The organism is Campylobacter lanienae NCTC 13004, assembly GCF_002139935.1.
GTDB classification, from domain to species: Bacteria; Campylobacterota; Campylobacteria; order Campylobacterales; family Campylobacteraceae; genus Campylobacter; species Campylobacter lanienae.
Map to the genome: position 1 here is coordinate 1,517,906 of NZ_CP015578.1, position 13,606 is coordinate 1,531,511.

26 protein-coding genes and 1 pseudogene are annotated in these 13,606 nt (G+C 36.5%); all 27 read right to left on the minus strand.

All coding sequences use genetic code 11. From position 1 onward, the window contains the following. Window positions 1-24: 24 nt before the first annotated feature. Complete coding sequence (gene rpsK / locus CLAN_RS07765; protein ID WP_086225407.1) at window positions 25-417, minus strand: 30S ribosomal protein S11; 393 nt, start codon at window positions 415-417, stop codon at window positions 25-27. Between the two features lie 9 nt (window positions 418-426). After that, window positions 427-795: a 30S ribosomal protein S13 gene (rpsM, locus tag CLAN_RS07770; RefSeq protein WP_086225406.1), complete on the minus strand. Its 369-nt coding sequence runs from the start codon at window positions 793-795 to the stop codon at window positions 427-429. Window positions 796-798: 3 nt separating this feature from the next. Continuing rightward, a complete protein-coding gene (rpmJ, locus tag CLAN_RS07775; RefSeq protein ID WP_002848032.1) occupies window positions 799-912 on the minus strand; it encodes a 50S ribosomal protein L36 in 114 nt (37 codons plus the stop codon). Window positions 913-1,139: 227 nt separating this feature from the next. Continuing rightward, a complete protein-coding gene (hcp, locus tag CLAN_RS07780) occupies window positions 1,140-2,465 on the minus strand; it encodes a hydroxylamine reductase (protein WP_086238511.1) in 1,326 nt (441 codons plus the stop codon). Window positions 2,466-2,531: 66 nt separating this feature from the next. Beyond that, window positions 2,532-3,143 (minus strand): Crp/Fnr family transcriptional regulator, encoded by a 612-nt coding sequence (locus CLAN_RS07785; protein WP_086238510.1) that lies wholly within the window; start codon window positions 3,141-3,143, stop codon window positions 2,532-2,534. A 3-nt stretch (window positions 3,144-3,146) separates the two neighbouring features. Further along, window positions 3,147-3,365, minus strand: coding sequence for a translation initiation factor IF-1 (gene infA / locus CLAN_RS07790; RefSeq protein ID WP_009649712.1), 219 nt, complete (start codon window positions 3,363-3,365; stop codon window positions 3,147-3,149). Between the two features lie 84 nt (window positions 3,366-3,449). Continuing rightward, the gene (gene map / locus CLAN_RS07795; protein ID WP_086225403.1) at window positions 3,450-4,211 is read right to left on the minus strand and encodes a type I methionyl aminopeptidase; all 762 of its coding nucleotides are present in this window, start codon (window positions 4,209-4,211) and stop codon (window positions 3,450-3,452) included. Between the two features lies 1 nt (window position 4,212). Beyond that, window positions 4,213-5,475 (minus strand): preprotein translocase subunit SecY, encoded by a 1,263-nt coding sequence (gene secY / locus CLAN_RS07800; RefSeq protein ID WP_086225402.1) that lies wholly within the window; start codon window positions 5,473-5,475, stop codon window positions 4,213-4,215. Next, window positions 5,475-5,876 (minus strand): 50S ribosomal protein L15, encoded by a 402-nt coding sequence (gene rplO / locus CLAN_RS07805; RefSeq protein ID WP_086235450.1) that lies wholly within the window; start codon window positions 5,874-5,876, stop codon window positions 5,475-5,477. The genes secY and rplO overlap by 1 nt, the downstream gene beginning before the upstream one ends. A gap of 9 nt (window positions 5,877-5,885) precedes the next feature. After that, window positions 5,886-6,329 (minus strand): 30S ribosomal protein S5, encoded by a 444-nt coding sequence (gene rpsE, locus CLAN_RS07810; protein WP_086237489.1) that lies wholly within the window; start codon window positions 6,327-6,329, stop codon window positions 5,886-5,888. A gap of 14 nt (window positions 6,330-6,343) precedes the next feature. Beyond that, window positions 6,344-6,700, minus strand: coding sequence for a 50S ribosomal protein L18 (rplR, locus tag CLAN_RS07815; protein WP_086225399.1), 357 nt, complete (start codon window positions 6,698-6,700; stop codon window positions 6,344-6,346). A 9-nt stretch (window positions 6,701-6,709) separates the two neighbouring features. Beyond that, complete coding sequence (gene rplF / locus CLAN_RS07820) at window positions 6,710-7,246, minus strand: 50S ribosomal protein L6 (protein WP_086226581.1); 537 nt, start codon at window positions 7,244-7,246, stop codon at window positions 6,710-6,712. 103 nt (window positions 7,247-7,349) lie between these two features. After that, window positions 7,350-7,745 (minus strand): 30S ribosomal protein S8, encoded by a 396-nt coding sequence (rpsH, locus tag CLAN_RS07825; RefSeq protein WP_086225397.1) that lies wholly within the window; start codon window positions 7,743-7,745, stop codon window positions 7,350-7,352. Between the two features lie 10 nt (window positions 7,746-7,755). Next, entirely contained in the window at window positions 7,756-7,941 is a 186-nt protein-coding gene (locus CLAN_RS07830) for a type Z 30S ribosomal protein S14 (protein WP_038452543.1), read from the minus strand. A 1-nt stretch (window position 7,942) separates the two neighbouring features. Beyond that, window positions 7,943-8,485 (minus strand): 50S ribosomal protein L5, encoded by a 543-nt coding sequence (gene rplE / locus CLAN_RS07835; RefSeq protein ID WP_086225396.1) that lies wholly within the window; start codon window positions 8,483-8,485, stop codon window positions 7,943-7,945. Window positions 8,486-8,487: 2 nt separating this feature from the next. Continuing rightward, a complete protein-coding gene (gene rplX, locus CLAN_RS07840; protein WP_100590995.1) occupies window positions 8,488-8,721 on the minus strand; it encodes a 50S ribosomal protein L24 in 234 nt (77 codons plus the stop codon). After that, window positions 8,721-9,089: a 50S ribosomal protein L14 gene (gene rplN, locus CLAN_RS07845; protein ID WP_086225394.1), complete on the minus strand. Its 369-nt coding sequence runs from the start codon at window positions 9,087-9,089 to the stop codon at window positions 8,721-8,723. The genes rplX and rplN overlap by 1 nt, the downstream gene beginning before the upstream one ends. Next, entirely contained in the window at window positions 9,089-9,334 is a 246-nt protein-coding gene (rpsQ, locus tag CLAN_RS07850; RefSeq protein ID WP_390885761.1) for a 30S ribosomal protein S17, read from the minus strand. The genes rplN and rpsQ overlap by 1 nt, the downstream gene beginning before the upstream one ends. Before the next feature lie 22 nt (window positions 9,335-9,356). After that, window positions 9,357-9,542, minus strand: a complete 186-nt coding sequence (gene rpmC, locus CLAN_RS07855) for a 50S ribosomal protein L29 (RefSeq protein ID WP_086225392.1) — start codon at window positions 9,540-9,542, stop codon at window positions 9,357-9,359. Beyond that, window positions 9,529-9,954, minus strand: a complete 426-nt coding sequence (rplP, locus tag CLAN_RS07860; RefSeq protein ID WP_086225391.1) for a 50S ribosomal protein L16 — start codon at window positions 9,952-9,954, stop codon at window positions 9,529-9,531. Before rplP ends, rpmC begins: the two co-directional genes overlap by 14 nt. Then, on the minus strand, window positions 9,954-10,652 hold the full coding sequence (gene rpsC / locus CLAN_RS07865; protein ID WP_086244518.1) for a 30S ribosomal protein S3: 699 nt from the start codon (window positions 10,650-10,652) through the stop codon (window positions 9,954-9,956). Before rpsC ends, rplP begins: the two co-directional genes overlap by 1 nt. A gap of 7 nt (window positions 10,653-10,659) precedes the next feature. Further along, window positions 10,660-10,992 (minus strand): annotated as a pseudogene (gene rplV, locus CLAN_RS07870) (50S ribosomal protein L22); the annotation flags it as partial. Between the two features lie 9 nt (window positions 10,993-11,001). Then, entirely contained in the window at window positions 11,002-11,283 is a 282-nt protein-coding gene (gene rpsS / locus CLAN_RS07875) for a 30S ribosomal protein S19 (protein ID WP_086225388.1), read from the minus strand. Window positions 11,284-11,285: 2 nt separating this feature from the next. Next, a complete protein-coding gene (rplB, locus tag CLAN_RS07880; RefSeq protein ID WP_086226585.1) occupies window positions 11,286-12,116 on the minus strand; it encodes a 50S ribosomal protein L2 in 831 nt (276 codons plus the stop codon). Window position 12,117: 1 nt separating this feature from the next. Continuing rightward, a complete protein-coding gene (locus CLAN_RS07885) occupies window positions 12,118-12,399 on the minus strand; it encodes a 50S ribosomal protein L23 (RefSeq protein ID WP_086225386.1) in 282 nt (93 codons plus the stop codon). 2 nt (window positions 12,400-12,401) lie between these two features. Beyond that, window positions 12,402-13,016: a 50S ribosomal protein L4 gene (gene rplD, locus CLAN_RS07890; protein WP_063997497.1), complete on the minus strand. Its 615-nt coding sequence runs from the start codon at window positions 13,014-13,016 to the stop codon at window positions 12,402-12,404. After that, entirely contained in the window at window positions 13,013-13,591 is a 579-nt protein-coding gene (gene rplC / locus CLAN_RS07895; protein WP_086225385.1) for a 50S ribosomal protein L3, read from the minus strand. Before rplC ends, rplD begins: the two co-directional genes overlap by 4 nt. Window positions 13,592-13,606: the final 15 nt, after the last annotated feature.

Consider the following 13,606-nt stretch of genomic DNA (forward strand, 5'->3'; position numbering starts at 1 on the left):
AATTCTCCTAAATTCTATCTACAATTACACGCGGCGGCGTTTTGGTGGTCTGCAGCCATTGTGAGCTAGAGGAGTTATATCTTTTAGATATAGCACCTTAATTCCTTCTACTGCGCCGATACTTTTAACTGCTGTTTCTCTACCACTACCTGGGCCTTGGACTTTGATGCCTACTTCTTTAATGCCATGCTCTTTAGCTTTATTTAATGCATCTTCTACAGCTTGTTGAGCTGCGTATGGGGTTGATTTTTTGCTACCTTTAAAGCCTAAGCCACCAGCACTACTCCAAGCAATAGCATTACCCATCTCATCAGTAACCGTAACCATTGTATTATTAAATGTAGCAGAAACATATACAATGCCTCTAGCTATATTTTTTTTAACTACTTTTTTCTTAATTACTTTTCTCTTTGCCATATTTTATCCTTATTTAGTAGCAGCGCCAACAGTTTTTCTTCTGCCTTTTCTAGTTCTTGCGTTTGTTTTTGTTTTTTGACCACGCACTGGCAGACCTTTTCTGTGTCTTAAGCCTCTAAAGCTACCTAAATCCATTAAAGCCTTAATATCCATAGCTACACTTTTTCTTAGGTCACCTTCAACCATATAGTGCTCTTGGATCTCTTTTCTGATCGCAGCGGCTTCATCTTCACTTAGCTCATAAACTCTCTTGTCATAAGAGATACCTACAGCATCAAGAATTTTTCTTGAAGTATATAGCCCTATACCATAGATATATGTAAGGCCATACTCAACTCTTTTTTTCTTTGGTAAATCAACACCTGCAATACGAGCCATACCTTATCCTTGTCTTTGTTTATGTTTTGGATTTTCGCAAATTACATGAACTATGCCTTTGCGTTTGACAATTTTACATTTGTCACACATCTTCTTTACAGAAGGACGAACTTTCATCTGAGTCTCCTAAAAATTATTTACCACTTTTACTAGACTGCACTTAGGTCTAAGAACACGCCTAAACCAACTATTTTCAAAACAAGTGGCACGCTTTGAAAACACTTCTTTTATCCAGTTTGGATGCAAAGCGCAAAATTGTATCTAAAATTGGCTTTAAAATTTATAAATTTGAATTTAAATCGAAATGGAATTACGCTTAACAGAGCCGTAGCTCTGTTAAAAACTTAAGAGTTTAAAAATTTCTCCAAATCCGCTTTTGGATCTTCGCTGATTAGTGATAGATTATATTTTTCTACTAAGAAATTTAATATCTCGCTATTTAAAAATTTTGGCAAGCTAGGCCCTATATGGATATTTTTTACACCTAAATATAAGAGTGCTACTAATATTATTATAGCTTTTTGTTCCATCCACATTAACACTATTGAAAGCGGCAAGTCATTGATAGCTATCCCTGTAGCTTCGCTTAAAGCCATAGCTATTTTTACTCCGCCATTGCTATCATTGCACTGACCCAAATCTAAATATCTTGGGATATTTGTCCCTTCAATTAAGCCAAAATCTATATCATTAAATCTAAATTTACCACAACTTGAAGTCAAAATCACACAATCCTTTGGCACGCTAAGAGCTAGCTCTCTATAATACTCTCTACCCTTGCCCGGCGCATCACATCCTGCTATAACAAAAAATCTACGAATTTTACCACTTTTAATTGCCTCTAAAATCTCACCAGCCATAGGCAAAACAGCCTTATAGTGATGGCCTGTGCTGATTACTTCATCGCTATCAAAGCCGCTTACATCATCAAGCTCTAAAGCTTTATTAATTAATGGAGTAAAGTCGTCGCCGATAATATGAGCTATGCCTTTAGTGCTAGCAATATCATATCCAAACAATCTATCACTATACTTGGCACTTTTGCGAAGTGGGACAATACAATTTGTAGTCATCAAAATAGCCCCGTTAAATTTATTAAAAAGCTCAGTTTGATCAAACCAAGCTTTGCCTAAATTCCCTTTTAAATGAGGATACTTTTTAAGCTCTGGATAGCCATGAGCTGGAAGCATTTCAGAGTGAGTATAGATATTGATCCCTTTGTCTTTGGTCTGTTCTAATAGCTCTTTTAGTGCATGAAGATTATGTCCGCTTACTAAAATAGCTTTGCCTTCTGCTCTGTTTTGAGTGATTTTTACAGGAGTCGGGATACCGAATTTGCTTGTATGAGCATTGCTTAGAATATCCATAACTTCTACTCCAGCTTTGCCTACTTTTAGCAATTGTTCAATATGCTGATCAAAGTTAAAATTCATATTTGTAAGTGTAAAATACAAGGTTTGAGCCATTACATCATCTACATTTTTTGTATTAGCCCCTAATTCATTTGCGTGGTGGCGATATGCACTTAGACCCTTTAAGGCAAATATCATCATATCTTGTAGTCTTGCTAGTGTAGCGTCTTTACCGCAAGTTCCGATACTTTGTCCTTTAGAACCACATCCATCATTAGCACTCATCTCACATTGATGACAAAACATCTCTAAATCCATAAAAATCCTTTAAAATAAATTAAATTTGGATTTTATAGAATTTTTATATTTTTGTATGTAACCGCTTCACACAACTAAACAAATTTCACCTCTTGATAGGGTTAAAAATCCATTTTTTTCTAGCTGTTTGAGATTTTTAGATACGCTCTCTCTTGTTACGCCTAGATGATTTGCTATTTGCTGATGAGTTATCTTTATGCTGTTATTTATAGCATTTTTATTGATAAATTCAATCAACCTATCACGAAATGGTATAGTTTTGCTTTTTGAAGCTACCTCTATACTCTTAGCAAATTGCTTAGCAAAAATAGTCAAAATATACTCACTAAGCTTAGGATATTTCTCCCTTAAATTTCTAAAAATATTATCTGGGATTGCAATAATTTCTAAATCGCCAAGAGCTTGAAGATTTAATTCTAATTGAAGTGATTTTTGAGTACAAATTTGGCATATTACCCATTCATCACCCTTTTCAAGGGTGAGAATTGTCTGTTCTTGAGAGCCAAAAATAGTATAAACTCTAAGAGACCCAGAGCCTATCATCAGCAGTCCATAATGGCTCTTTGTAAGGGAGCTACCATCGCTAAATTTTTTAATTTGTAAAGATTCTTCTATCTCATCTAAATCTTGCGAAGATACACCAAATCTTTTAAGCTTATCTTTTAAAATCTCTATCATAGATTATTTATAACGATATGTGATTCTGCCTTTATCTAGACTATATGGTGTAAGCTCCACTTTAACCCTATCACCTGGCATTATTTTGATATAGTGCATTCTCATCTTGCCTGCAATGTGGCATAAAATCACATGCTTATTATCTAATTCTACTTTGAAAGTGGCATTTGGTAGGGCTTCAACTACATTGCCATCAATCTCTATAACATCATCTTTTGCCAAATTTATTCCTTTCGTTATTATCAGCTATTACAAATTTAAAGAAAATTAAATTGAATTTAAATTTCTTTAAACTCAAAGCAACCTTTAGCTAACGCTACTTAAAATTTCAGCCTTGCCATTTATCACAGCTACGCAGTGCTCATAATGGCTAGTTCGCATACCATCTACGCTAGTAACAGTCCATTTGTCTGCGGCAATCTTTGGGGTGCCATCTTTTTGACAAATCATCGGCTCGATACAAAAGACCATACCATTTCTAATCTTTGGCCCAGCTTTTGGGGTTGTCCCTTCTAAATAATTTGGAATTTCAGGCTCTTCATGTGGTTTGCGACCTATACCATGACCACAAAAGCCCTTCAAAGGCACATACCCACGAGATAGTATAAATTGCTCCAACTTATAGCATAACTCTTTAAAATGCATACCGACCCTAATCTCATCAATAGCATAATACAAGGCATCTTTGCTACAAGCTATCAAATCTTCATCGCTTTTTGAGATATTGCCTACTGGATATGTCCTAGCACTATCACCAAAAAATCCATTTAAATTTGAACCGATATCAACTGAAACTATATCGCCATCTTGTAAAATATAGCCATTTGGAATTCCATGAATCACAACCTCATTTACGCTGATACAAGCTGTATTTGGAAAGCCGTAAAGTCCTTTAAAAGCGGGTTTAGCCCCAGCAGAAACTATCATATCTTCGCAAATTTTGTCAATTTCAAGTAGCGAAATTCCAGGCTTAATAATAGTATGGAGATGATCTAGAGTAGCTGCGACTATCTTATTAGCCGCACGCATACTCTCTATCTCTTTTGGAGTTTTTATACCTATAGCCATTTTATAGCCCAACCGCACTTAGAGTTTGATATTTACTCATATAGACTTGAGCTTCTATCTTTCTCATCGTATCAAGTGCTACTTGCACCACAATCAATACAGATGTACCACCAAAGTAGAATGGCACTCCCATAAATTTAACTAAAACCCAAGGCAAAGTAGATATAAGACCAAGATATATAGAACCAGTCAAGGTAAGCCTACTAGCTACTTCGTTTAAGAAATTAGCCGTGCTCTCACCAGGTCTGACACCAGGGATAAATCCGCCTTGTCTTTTTAAATTTTCGCTTATATCTTTTGCATTAAATGTAATGGAGGCATAAAAATATGCAAAAAATAGAATAAACAAAAATGTTAAAATATTGAAAAAATAGCTATTTGGATTTAAAAAATCATTGATAGCTACTATAAACTCATTTGTACTTGCTTGTAAAATTGTCCCTGGGAACATCAAAATAGCACTAGCAAAAATCGGTGGAATAACACCACTTAAATTTACTTTAATAGGGATGTAATTCATTATTCTCTTATTTTGATTTTGCATAACAGTTTTACGAGAATATGAAATTGGCACCCTTCTTTCGCCCATCTCTACATATATTACCACACCAACAGTAGCTAGGATAATCAAAGCAATTGCTATAACTACTAAGAAATTTAACTCGCCGGTATTGACTAGATCAATTGTCCCTCCAATAGCACTTGGAATACCACTTACTATACCAGCAAAGATTATAAGACTGATACCATTACCAATACCTCTTTGAGTGATCTGCTCACCTATCCACATAAGTAGCATTGTGCCAGTTAGCATAGATACGCAGCTAATTCCGATAAATAAATTCATATCTATCATTATCGCACTAGATCCATCTTTACCAGTTAGGCTTTGTAATCCGATGCTTACTCCTATAGCTTGTATCACGGTAATTACGATAGTAGCATAGCGGATAATTTGCATATATTTTTGCATACCATCACGCTCTTTTTTCATCTTGCCTAAATTTGGAAATGTAGCAGCTAAAAGCTCCATAATAATTGAAGCAGTGATATAAGGCATAATGCCTAGCGAAATAATGCTTAAACGCTCAGCAGCGCCGCCGCTAAACATATTAAACATACCAAGTGCATTTGAGCTATTTGAAGTAAAAAATTCCCTAATAACATCAATATTTACACCAGGTACTGGCACATAAGCCAGCACCCTGTAAGCAAACAAAAATCCAAGCGTAATTAATATCTTGTTGATTAATGCTCTGTTCATTAGCTATTTCCAGTTGCCTTTATATTCTCATCTTTTATTTTACTTGCTAAATCTTTAGCACCAGCACCAATGAGTTTAACCTTTTTAATGCTGTTTGAGAATTTATGTACTGTTTTAAGAGTATCTAGCGTAATTTCGCTTAACTCTTTAATAGCAGGATTTCTATCAACGCTAATCGCATATGGTTTTTCAAATTTAGAAGTAAAGCCTACTTTTGGCAGTCTTCTTTGAAGTGGTTGTTGGCCACCTTCAAAGCCTCTTTTTTCGTTATAACCTTTTCTAGCTGTTTGACCCTTGCCACCTTTTGTAGCCGTTTTACCCCAGCCACTACCTTGACCACGACCGATTCTTTTAGTATTGCGAGTTGAGCCAGCAGCTTTTTGTAAATTTTCTAGTCCCATGCTCTCTCCTTAACCTTTTAGCATACTTAATGCTTTAATTGTAGCACGAACGACATTTGCAGAGTTGTTTGAACCAAGAGATTTAGTAAGTATATTTTTGATACCTGCCAACTCTACAACTGGACGAGCACCACCACCAGCGATAACTCCGGTACCTTCGCTAGCTGGTTTTAGCAAGATTCTACTTGCGTTATATTTAACTTCAACATCATGTGGAATGGTACTACCTTTGAGTTTTACCTCTACGATATTTTTAAAGGCATCATCAGTAGCTTTTCTCATCGCATCTGGCACCTCTTTGGCTTTACCAAATCCGAATCCAACACGACCTTTTTTATCACCTACAACAACAAGAGCTGTAAATCTAAATCTTCTACCGCCTTTTACAACCTTAGTAACACGACCGATATCGACGATTACTTCTTCAAATTCTTCTCTATTATACTTTTCCATCAACAATCCTTGCGTTATAGCTTAATGCCATTTTCTCTTAGAGCTTCAGCAAATGCTGCAACTACACCATGATAAAGATAGCCATTTCTATCAAATACCGCTTCTTTAATTCCAGCTTTTTCTAGTTTTGCAGCAATATCTTTAGCCAGCACTGCCGCACCGGCTTTATTTGCTTTTATGCCTAGTTTTCTACCATCACTAGCACAAAGCGTAGTAGCGTTGATATCTTCTATCGCTTGGACATATAGAGTTCTATTAGATTTGAATATAGAAATTCTAGGGCAAGACGCAGTACCGCTAATTTTAGCTCTTATTCTTCTTTTTCTCTTAATTCTTAGAGATAATTTTCTTTTTAATACATTTGCTACCATTGCTTACCCTTATTTCTTAGATGTTTTACCGGCTTTGCGGATTATGCGCTCTTCAACATATTTGACACCTTTGCCTTTGTAAGGTTCTGGTGGTCTAAAGCCTCTTACTTCAGCTGCTACTTGGCCTACTACTTGTTTATCGCTACCTTTAATTGTGATAATGTTTTTCTCAACACTTACTTCTACACCTTCAGGAAGCTCATAATTAATAGGGTGAGAAAAGCCTAATGCTAACTCTAATACTTTACCTTTTGCCGCAGCTTTATAACCAACACCATTGATCTCTAACTGTCTAGTAAATCCAGCAGTTAAGCCAATTACTATATTATTAGCCAAAGCACGATATGTACCCCAGTAGGCTCTGCTTTGTCTATCATCGCCTTTGCTAGCAAAAGTGATAAGACCATCTTTAACTTCTACATTGACATTGCCTTTAGTGTCTAGTTCTTTAGTAGCGTTGCCCTTTTTAAACACTAAAACTGCACCATTTAAACTAACATCTAAACCGCTTGGGATAGATATTGGCTGTTTTCCAATTCTTGACATATTTTTCCTTTTTACTTGTCTAGGGTATTTCTACGCTATGCGAATGGATACCCAATACCATAAAAAGATTAGCCTTTCAAATTTAAAAAGGCTAATTCCACTCTTACCAAACTGTACAAAGCACCTCACCGCCAACACCAGCTTTGTGTGCTTCATCATTGCTTAAAACACCTTTACTTGTGCTAACGATAATTGTCCCATAACCATTTTTAAATCTTTTAATCTCATCTTTGCCTTGATAAACTCTACGGCCTGGTTTTGAAACTCTTTTTAGCTCATTGATAACACTTCTACCACGCTCGTCATATTTTAAAACTACATTAATGAATTTTTTATTATTCTCTTCAATAACATTGTAGCTTTCAATATAACCTTTTTGTGCTAGAATTTTTAAAGTCGCCTCAACAACATTTGAGTGTAGAAGTTGAGTAGTCTCTAATCTTCTCATAGCCGCATTTCTAATGCGTGTTAATCCATCTGAAATTAAATCATTTATCATCTTGCTTCCCTTACCAACTTGCTTTTTTAAGACCTGGTATTAGTCCTTCGTTAGCCATTTTTCTTAGGCACACACGGCAAATTCCAAAATCTTTATAAACAGAGTGTGGGCGACCACAAATTTGACATCTAGTGTATCCACGCACGCTAAATTTAGGTTTGCGTGCTGCTTTTGCTATCATTGATTTTTTTGCCATATTACTTTCCTTTTGCAAATGGAATGCCAAAGAGTTCAAGTAGCTTGAACGCTTGTTTGTCATCGTTAGTTGTTGTAACTATAGTTATATTCATACCATGTGTTCTTAGAATTTGATCAAATACAACTTCTGGAAACATTAGTTGTTCATTTAAACCAAAGTTATAATTACCACGACCATCAAATCCATCTCTAGGCAAACCACGGAAGTCTTTTACCCTAGGAAGTGCGATGCTAATTAGTTTATCTAAGAATGCATACATTTGCTCTTTTCTTAGAGTTACTTTTATACCCACTGGGAAGCCTTCTCTTACTTTAAAGCCAGCAACTGATTTTTTAGCATTTGTAACAACTGCTTTTTGGCCGGCTATTAAAGATATTGTATCAGCCATATTTTGAAGTAATTTTTGATCCTTAGCACCCTCGCCAGCTCCGACGCTAATCACAATTTTTTCAATCGCTGGAATAAGCATAGGATTTTTGATATCAAATTCTTTAACCAAAGCCGGTTTAATACTCTCTGCGTATTTAGTTTTTAATCTCATACTTAGCCCTCAACTTTGCTTACATTTGAAATATCAATAGGCATCTCTTTGCTTATAAAGCCACCATTTGGATTTTTATCACTTGGTTTTACAGCTTTTTTAGCAACTTTTACACCCTCTACTATCACTTGACCTTTTTTAGGAAGCACTGCTAAAACTTTAGCAACTTTGCCCTTATCATCACCTGCGATTACTTTTACTTCATCGCCTTTTTTGATTTTATATTTTACTGCCATTATAGAACCTCCGGTGCAAGAGATACGATTTTCATAAAATTCGCATATCTTACTTCTCTACCCACTGGGCCAAATATACGAGTACCTACTGGCTCTCTTTTGTTATCAAGTATAACAGCAGCATTTTCATCAAATCTAATTAAAGATCCATTATCTCTTTGAACCTCTTTTTTAGTCCTTACTACTACTGCTTTTACCACTTGACCTTTTTTAATTTTGCCATTTGGTAGAGCTTTCTTAACTGAGCAAACGATAACATCACCTAGGCTTGCATATCGTCTTTTGCTACCACCTAAAACCTTTATACACATTAACTCTTTTGCGCCACTATTATCTGCTACTGCTAGTCTTGTAAAACTTTGTATCATTATTCAACTCCTGTTTTCAAAACTGATTGTAAGCGGAATTTTTTTCTAGCGCTTAGCGGTCTGCACTCAACAGCTAATATAGTATCTCCCACTTTTAGTTCATTTTTCTCATCATGAACTAGATACTTTTTAAAGCGTTTTACGAATTTATGATATCTTGGGTGCATAACTCTTCTTTCAACTAATATAGTTGCAGTTTTATTCCCAGCTATCGTTACTACGACACCTTGAATTTCTCTTTTCATTTCTACTGCCATCATTTACCCCTTACTTCGCAGCACTAATTGCAGTATTGATCCTAGCGATATCTTTTTTAGCTTCACGGATCTCATTTGGGTTAGTTAACTGCATAGTTTTTAGCTTTTGTCTAAGTGTAAATAAAAGCACCTTTTTCTCTTTTAACAAAGCGTTAAGTTCGCTTAAATTTTTTCCACTTATATCAGTATATTTCATTTTCGCTCTCTCTTGTTACAAACTTAGTTTTAAATGGTAGTTTGTGCATAGCTAATGTCAGAGCCTCTCTAGCAAGCTCTTCAGATACTCCAGCCATTTCAAATATTATTCTACCTGGTTTAATATTCATAACCCACTCTTCAACACCGCCTTTACCTTTACCCATACGAGTTTCTAATGGTTTTTTGGTTATTGGTTTATCTGGAAATACTCTAATCCAAGTTTTAGCCTGTCTTTTAACATGACGAGTATATGCTTGACGAGCAGATTCTATTTGACGAGAGTTGATTCTACCAGCTTCTACAGCTTTTAATCCAAATTCGCCAAGTGCTAGAGCTGTACCACGAGTTGCGTAGCCACGATTGCGGCCTTTCATCATTTTACGATATTTCGTTCTTTTTGGTAATAACATTATTTACCCCTTCTAGCGCGTTTTGCTTTTTTAGAAGTTGTCTCTTCACTCTTATCAGCTTGGATACCTTTTTGTAATACTTCGCCTTTAAATATCCATACTTTGACACCTATATTGCCATAAGTTGTATGCGCTTCTGCAAAACCATAGTCTATTCTAGCTCTTAAAGTATGCAAAGGCACACGACCCTCAAGATACCACTCTGTTCTAGCCATTTCAGCACCGCCTAAGCGACCTGCTACGCTTACTTTGATACCTTTGGTGCCAGCTTTTTGAGCGCCTTGAATTACCTTTTTCATAGCACGGCGGAATGCCACACGACGCTCAAGTTGCATCGCTACATTTTCAGCTGCTAATTGAGCTGAGCTTCCTGCTTTACGCTCTTCTTTGATATTGATAGCTACATCTTTATTGACTAATTTAGCAACTTCTAGTCTTAAATTTTCTACTTCGCCACCTTTTTTGCCGATGATGATACCAGGACGAGCCGCAACTACTGTAACTCTTAGTTTTTTAGCTGTTCTTTCAACTAAAATTTGGCTAACACCAGCGTAATATAGCTTAGCTTTTAGGAATTTTCTTATTTTATAGTCTTCGCCTATGTTTTCTGGAAGAGTTGCTTTTGATGGAAACCATCTAGACTCCCAGTTTCTGTTTATACCTAGTCTAAGACCTATTGGATTAACTTTTTGTCCCATTTTATGCTTCCTTCTCTGTTTTTACTGGTCTAGCTACTTCTACTAAGATATGGCTAGTAGGTTTGCGAATTCTACTTGCGCTTCCTCTTGCTCTTGGGCGGAATCTTTTTAAGACAGGACCTGCATCTACTCTACAACTTTTCACAACTACCTCTTCAGGCTCAAATCCGCCATTAGCTACAGCTGAGCTGATAGCATTTGCGATATATTTTGCGCCACGATTTGGCATAAAGCTAAGGCTAGCTAATGCTAATTCAGCATTCATACCTTGAACTTCATCAGCTATTAATCTAGCTTTTGTTGGAGATAGTCTGATGAATTTAATAATCGCTCTACTCATAACTTCCCCTTATTTACCTATTTTTTTCTGAACAGAGCCTTTGTGACCCTTAAATGTTCTTGTTGGAGCGAATTCGCCTAGCTTGTAACCTATATGATTTTCTGTTATATATACAGGGATGAAGCTTTTGCCATTATGCACATTAAATGTCAAACCTATCATTTCAGGTGTAATTGTGCTTCTTCTTGACCAAGTTTTGATTGGTTTATTATCATTAGCGGCTTTTGCAGCGATGACTTTTTTCATTACATGGTCATCTACAAAAGGACCTTTTTTTAGCGATCTAGCCATCGTTATTTACCCTTTCTTCTAGAAATTATAAGTCTATCACTAGCTTTTTTACGGCGAGTTTTAGCACCTTTAGTTGGTTTGCCCCATGGAGTAACTGGGTGGCGACCTGAATTTTTCTTACCTTCACCACCGCCGTGTGGGTGATCTACTGGGTTCATCGCACTACCTCTAGTTTGTGGGCGGATACCTCTATAGCGATTGCGACCTGCTTTACCGATAGTTACATTTGCCCAATCTTCATTGCCAACTACGCCAACTGTAGCCATACATTCAGCTAATACTTGTCTCATCTCACCGCTTGGAAGTCTTAGGATTACATATTTTTCTTCTTTACCCATAAGTTGAGCATATCCACCCGCACTTCTTGCCATTTGGGCACCTTTGCCTGGTTTTAGCTCGATATTATGGACGATTGTACCAACTGGAATGCTTTTTAACTTCATAGCGTTGCCTGGTTTTATATCAAGGCCGGCTTCGGCTGCACTGATAACATCGCCTACATTTAAGCCACTAGGGCGGATAATATATCTTTTTTCGCCATCTACATATGAGATTAGAGCGATACGGCAATTTCTATTTGGATCATACTCAATAGCTTCAACCTTGCCTGGAATTCCAAATTTACGACGCTTAAAGTCAATTATACGATATAATTTTTTAGCACCTGCTTCTTTATGGCGACTCGTGATTCTACCATTGTTATTTCTACCAGCTGCGGCAGGAATTTTAACAAGTAGGCTTCTTACGCTAGCTTTAGCTGTGATATCTTCGCTGCTAAGACTTGTCATAAATCTTCTACTTGGGGTATAAGGTTTAAAACTTCTTATTGCCATCTTATGCCTCCTGACTTGCTAGGCTTACGCCATCTGGTAATTTGACATAGAATTTTTTATAGTCGTTTCTTACGCCAACTCTACCTCTAAAACGCTTAACTTTGCCGTCTATTCTAAGTGAATTTACTCTAAGTGGCGTTACACCAAAATACTCTCTCAATACCTCTTTTAGGCCATTTTTAGTCATTTTTGGTGAAGTTTGGATTACTACTACACCTTGTTCTTGAAGGCCAAGAGTTTTTTCTGTATATACTATAGTTTTGATATCTGTTATATCTGCCATTTTTAGCCCTCTTTTACTATTGATTGTAGTGCTGATTTCTCTGCTATAACCGCACTATAGACTGAGACTAAATATGCATTTACTTCACTAGCATCAATTACATAGCAATTTGCTAGGTTTCTAAATGCTAAAAGAGTCTTAGCATCAAGCTCATTTTTGATGATTAACGCATCTCTAACGCCTAGTTTTTTGATGATAGCCGCTGCGTCTTTTGTTTTGCCACTTTCGATAGCGATGCTATCTACTGCGTAAAATTTGCCATTTGCTACTTTTTCATTTAGAGCAAATTCAAGCGCTAATCTTTTTTGTTTTTTATTAACTTTTTGATTATAATTTCTATTATTTTTAGGACCAAATGCCACAGCACCGCCAACCCAAACATTTGTTCTAGTTGAACCAGCTCTTGCGCCACCACGGCCTTTTTGACGCCAAGGTTTTTTACCGCCACCACTTACATCTGAGCGACCTTTTGTGTGGGCTGAGTTTGCTCTCATACTAGCAAGGTAGCTTTTGACATAGAGATATAAATTGTGCGAATTTACTTCAGCGTAACTAGCTGGAAGTTCTAATTCACTTGTTTTTTCAAATTTATCATTTAAAACTGCTATTTTACTCATTTAACTATCCTTACTCTACCCATCGCACCATTAAATCCTGGAACTGAGCCTTTTAATACTAAAATTCCATTAGCACTATCAAAGCTTACAACTTCGTTTTTAACGGTAGTTTTTTCATTACCATAGTGTCCGGCCATCTTTCTACCTGGTTGGACACGGCCTGGCCATTCGCAGTTACCTATAGAACCTGGTCTGCGGTGAAATCTCGAACCATGACTCGCAGGACCACCTGAAAATCCATGTCTTTTTATAACACCTTGGAAGCCTCTACCTTTTGTATTAAAGCTAACTTTTAAAACTTTTGCTTCATTTAGTGGAGTAGTATCTAAATCCCCAGCTTCGCTATTTGCTACGCTTAGAGTCGCAAATTGGTTAAATTCACTACTTAAACCATATTTTTTTTGCTGACCTTTTATGGCTTTGTTATTTGCTTTTGTGTGTGCATAAGCTACGATAGCTCTGCTATTTTCGCCTACTTCGCATACTTTAGCTGGTAAAAGTCTAAGCAATGTAACAGGAGTGCTTGGGTTTGAGATAGTTCTGCTCATACCTATTTTTTCTACGATATATTCCATCATCTCTTCCTTTTA

What these genes read in the sequence shown, in the direction of transcription:
- rplD (WP_063997497.1), bottom strand. Translation starts at nt 13,016, where the DNA reads ATGAGTAAAATAGCAGTTTTAAATGATAAATTTGAAAAAACAAGTGAA.
- CLAN_RS07785 (WP_086238510.1), bottom strand. Translation starts at nt 3,143, where the DNA reads ATGATAGAGATTTTAAAAGATAAGCTTAAAAGATTTGGTGTATCTTCG.
- rplF (WP_086226581.1), bottom strand. Translation starts at nt 7,246, where the DNA reads ATGTCAAGAATTGGAAAACAGCCAATATCTATCCCAAGCGGTTTAGAT.
- secY (WP_086225402.1), bottom strand. Translation starts at nt 5,475, where the DNA reads ATGAACAGAGCATTAATCAACAAGATATTAATTACGCTTGGATTTTTG.
- rpmJ (WP_002848032.1), bottom strand. Translation starts at nt 912, where the DNA reads ATGAAAGTTCGTCCTTCTGTAAAGAAGATGTGTGACAAATGTAAAATT.
- rpsQ (WP_390885761.1), bottom strand. Translation starts at nt 9,334, where the DNA reads ATGAAAAGAGAAATTCAAGGTGTCGTAGTAACGATAGCTGGGAATAAA.
- rplN (WP_086225394.1), bottom strand. Translation starts at nt 9,089, where the DNA reads ATGATACAAAGTTTTACAAGACTAGCAGTAGCAGATAATAGTGGCGCA.
- rpsH (WP_086225397.1), bottom strand. Translation starts at nt 7,745, where the DNA reads ATGATAAATGATTTAATTTCAGATGGATTAACACGCATTAGAAATGCG.
- rpmC (WP_086225392.1), bottom strand. Translation starts at nt 9,542, where the DNA reads ATGAAATATACTGATATAAGTGGAAAAAATTTAAGCGAACTTAACGCT.
- rpsC (WP_086244518.1), bottom strand. Translation starts at nt 10,652, where the DNA reads ATGGGACAAAAAGTTAATCCAATAGGTCTTAGACTAGGTATAAACAGA.
- rplX (WP_100590995.1), bottom strand. Translation starts at nt 8,721, where the DNA reads ATGGCAGTAAAATATAAAATCAAAAAAGGCGATGAAGTAAAAGTAATC.
- rplE (WP_086225396.1), bottom strand. Translation starts at nt 8,485, where the DNA reads ATGAGATTAAAAACTAAATACGCAGAGAGTATTAAACCGGCTTTGGTT.
- rplP (WP_086225391.1), bottom strand. Translation starts at nt 9,954, where the DNA reads ATGTTATTACCAAAAAGAACGAAATATCGTAAAATGATGAAAGGCCGC.
- rplO (WP_086235450.1), bottom strand. Translation starts at nt 5,876, where the DNA reads ATGGGACTAGAAAATTTACAAAAAGCTGCTGGCTCAACTCGCAATACT.
- rplB (WP_086226585.1), bottom strand. Translation starts at nt 12,116, where the DNA reads ATGGCAATAAGAAGTTTTAAACCTTATACCCCAAGTAGAAGATTTATG.
- map (WP_086225403.1), bottom strand. Translation starts at nt 4,211, where the DNA reads ATGGCTATAGGTATAAAAACTCCAAAAGAGATAGAGAGTATGCGTGCG.
- rpsE (WP_086237489.1), bottom strand. Translation starts at nt 6,329, where the DNA reads ATGGAAAAGTATAATAGAGAAGAATTTGAAGAAGTAATCGTCGATATC.
- hcp (WP_086238511.1), bottom strand. Translation starts at nt 2,465, where the DNA reads ATGGATTTAGAGATGTTTTGTCATCAATGTGAGATGAGTGCTAATGAT.
- CLAN_RS07885 (WP_086225386.1), bottom strand. Translation starts at nt 12,399, where the DNA reads ATGGCAGATATAACAGATATCAAAACTATAGTATATACAGAAAAAACT.
- rpsS (WP_086225388.1), bottom strand. Translation starts at nt 11,283, where the DNA reads ATGGCTAGATCGCTAAAAAAAGGTCCTTTTGTAGATGACCATGTAATG.
- rplC (WP_086225385.1), bottom strand. Translation starts at nt 13,591, where the DNA reads ATGGAATATATCGTAGAAAAAATAGGTATGAGCAGAACTATCTCAAAC.
- CLAN_RS07830 (WP_038452543.1), bottom strand. Translation starts at nt 7,941, where the DNA reads ATGGCAAAAAAATCAATGATAGCAAAAGCAGCACGCAAACCTAAATTT.
- rplR (WP_086225399.1), bottom strand. Translation starts at nt 6,700, where the DNA reads ATGGTAGCAAATGTATTAAAAAGAAAATTATCTCTAAGAATTAAGAGA.
- rpsK (WP_086225407.1), bottom strand. Translation starts at nt 417, where the DNA reads ATGGCAAAGAGAAAAGTAATTAAGAAAAAAGTAGTTAAAAAAAATATA.
- rpsM (WP_086225406.1), bottom strand. Translation starts at nt 795, where the DNA reads ATGGCTCGTATTGCAGGTGTTGATTTACCAAAGAAAAAAAGAGTTGAG.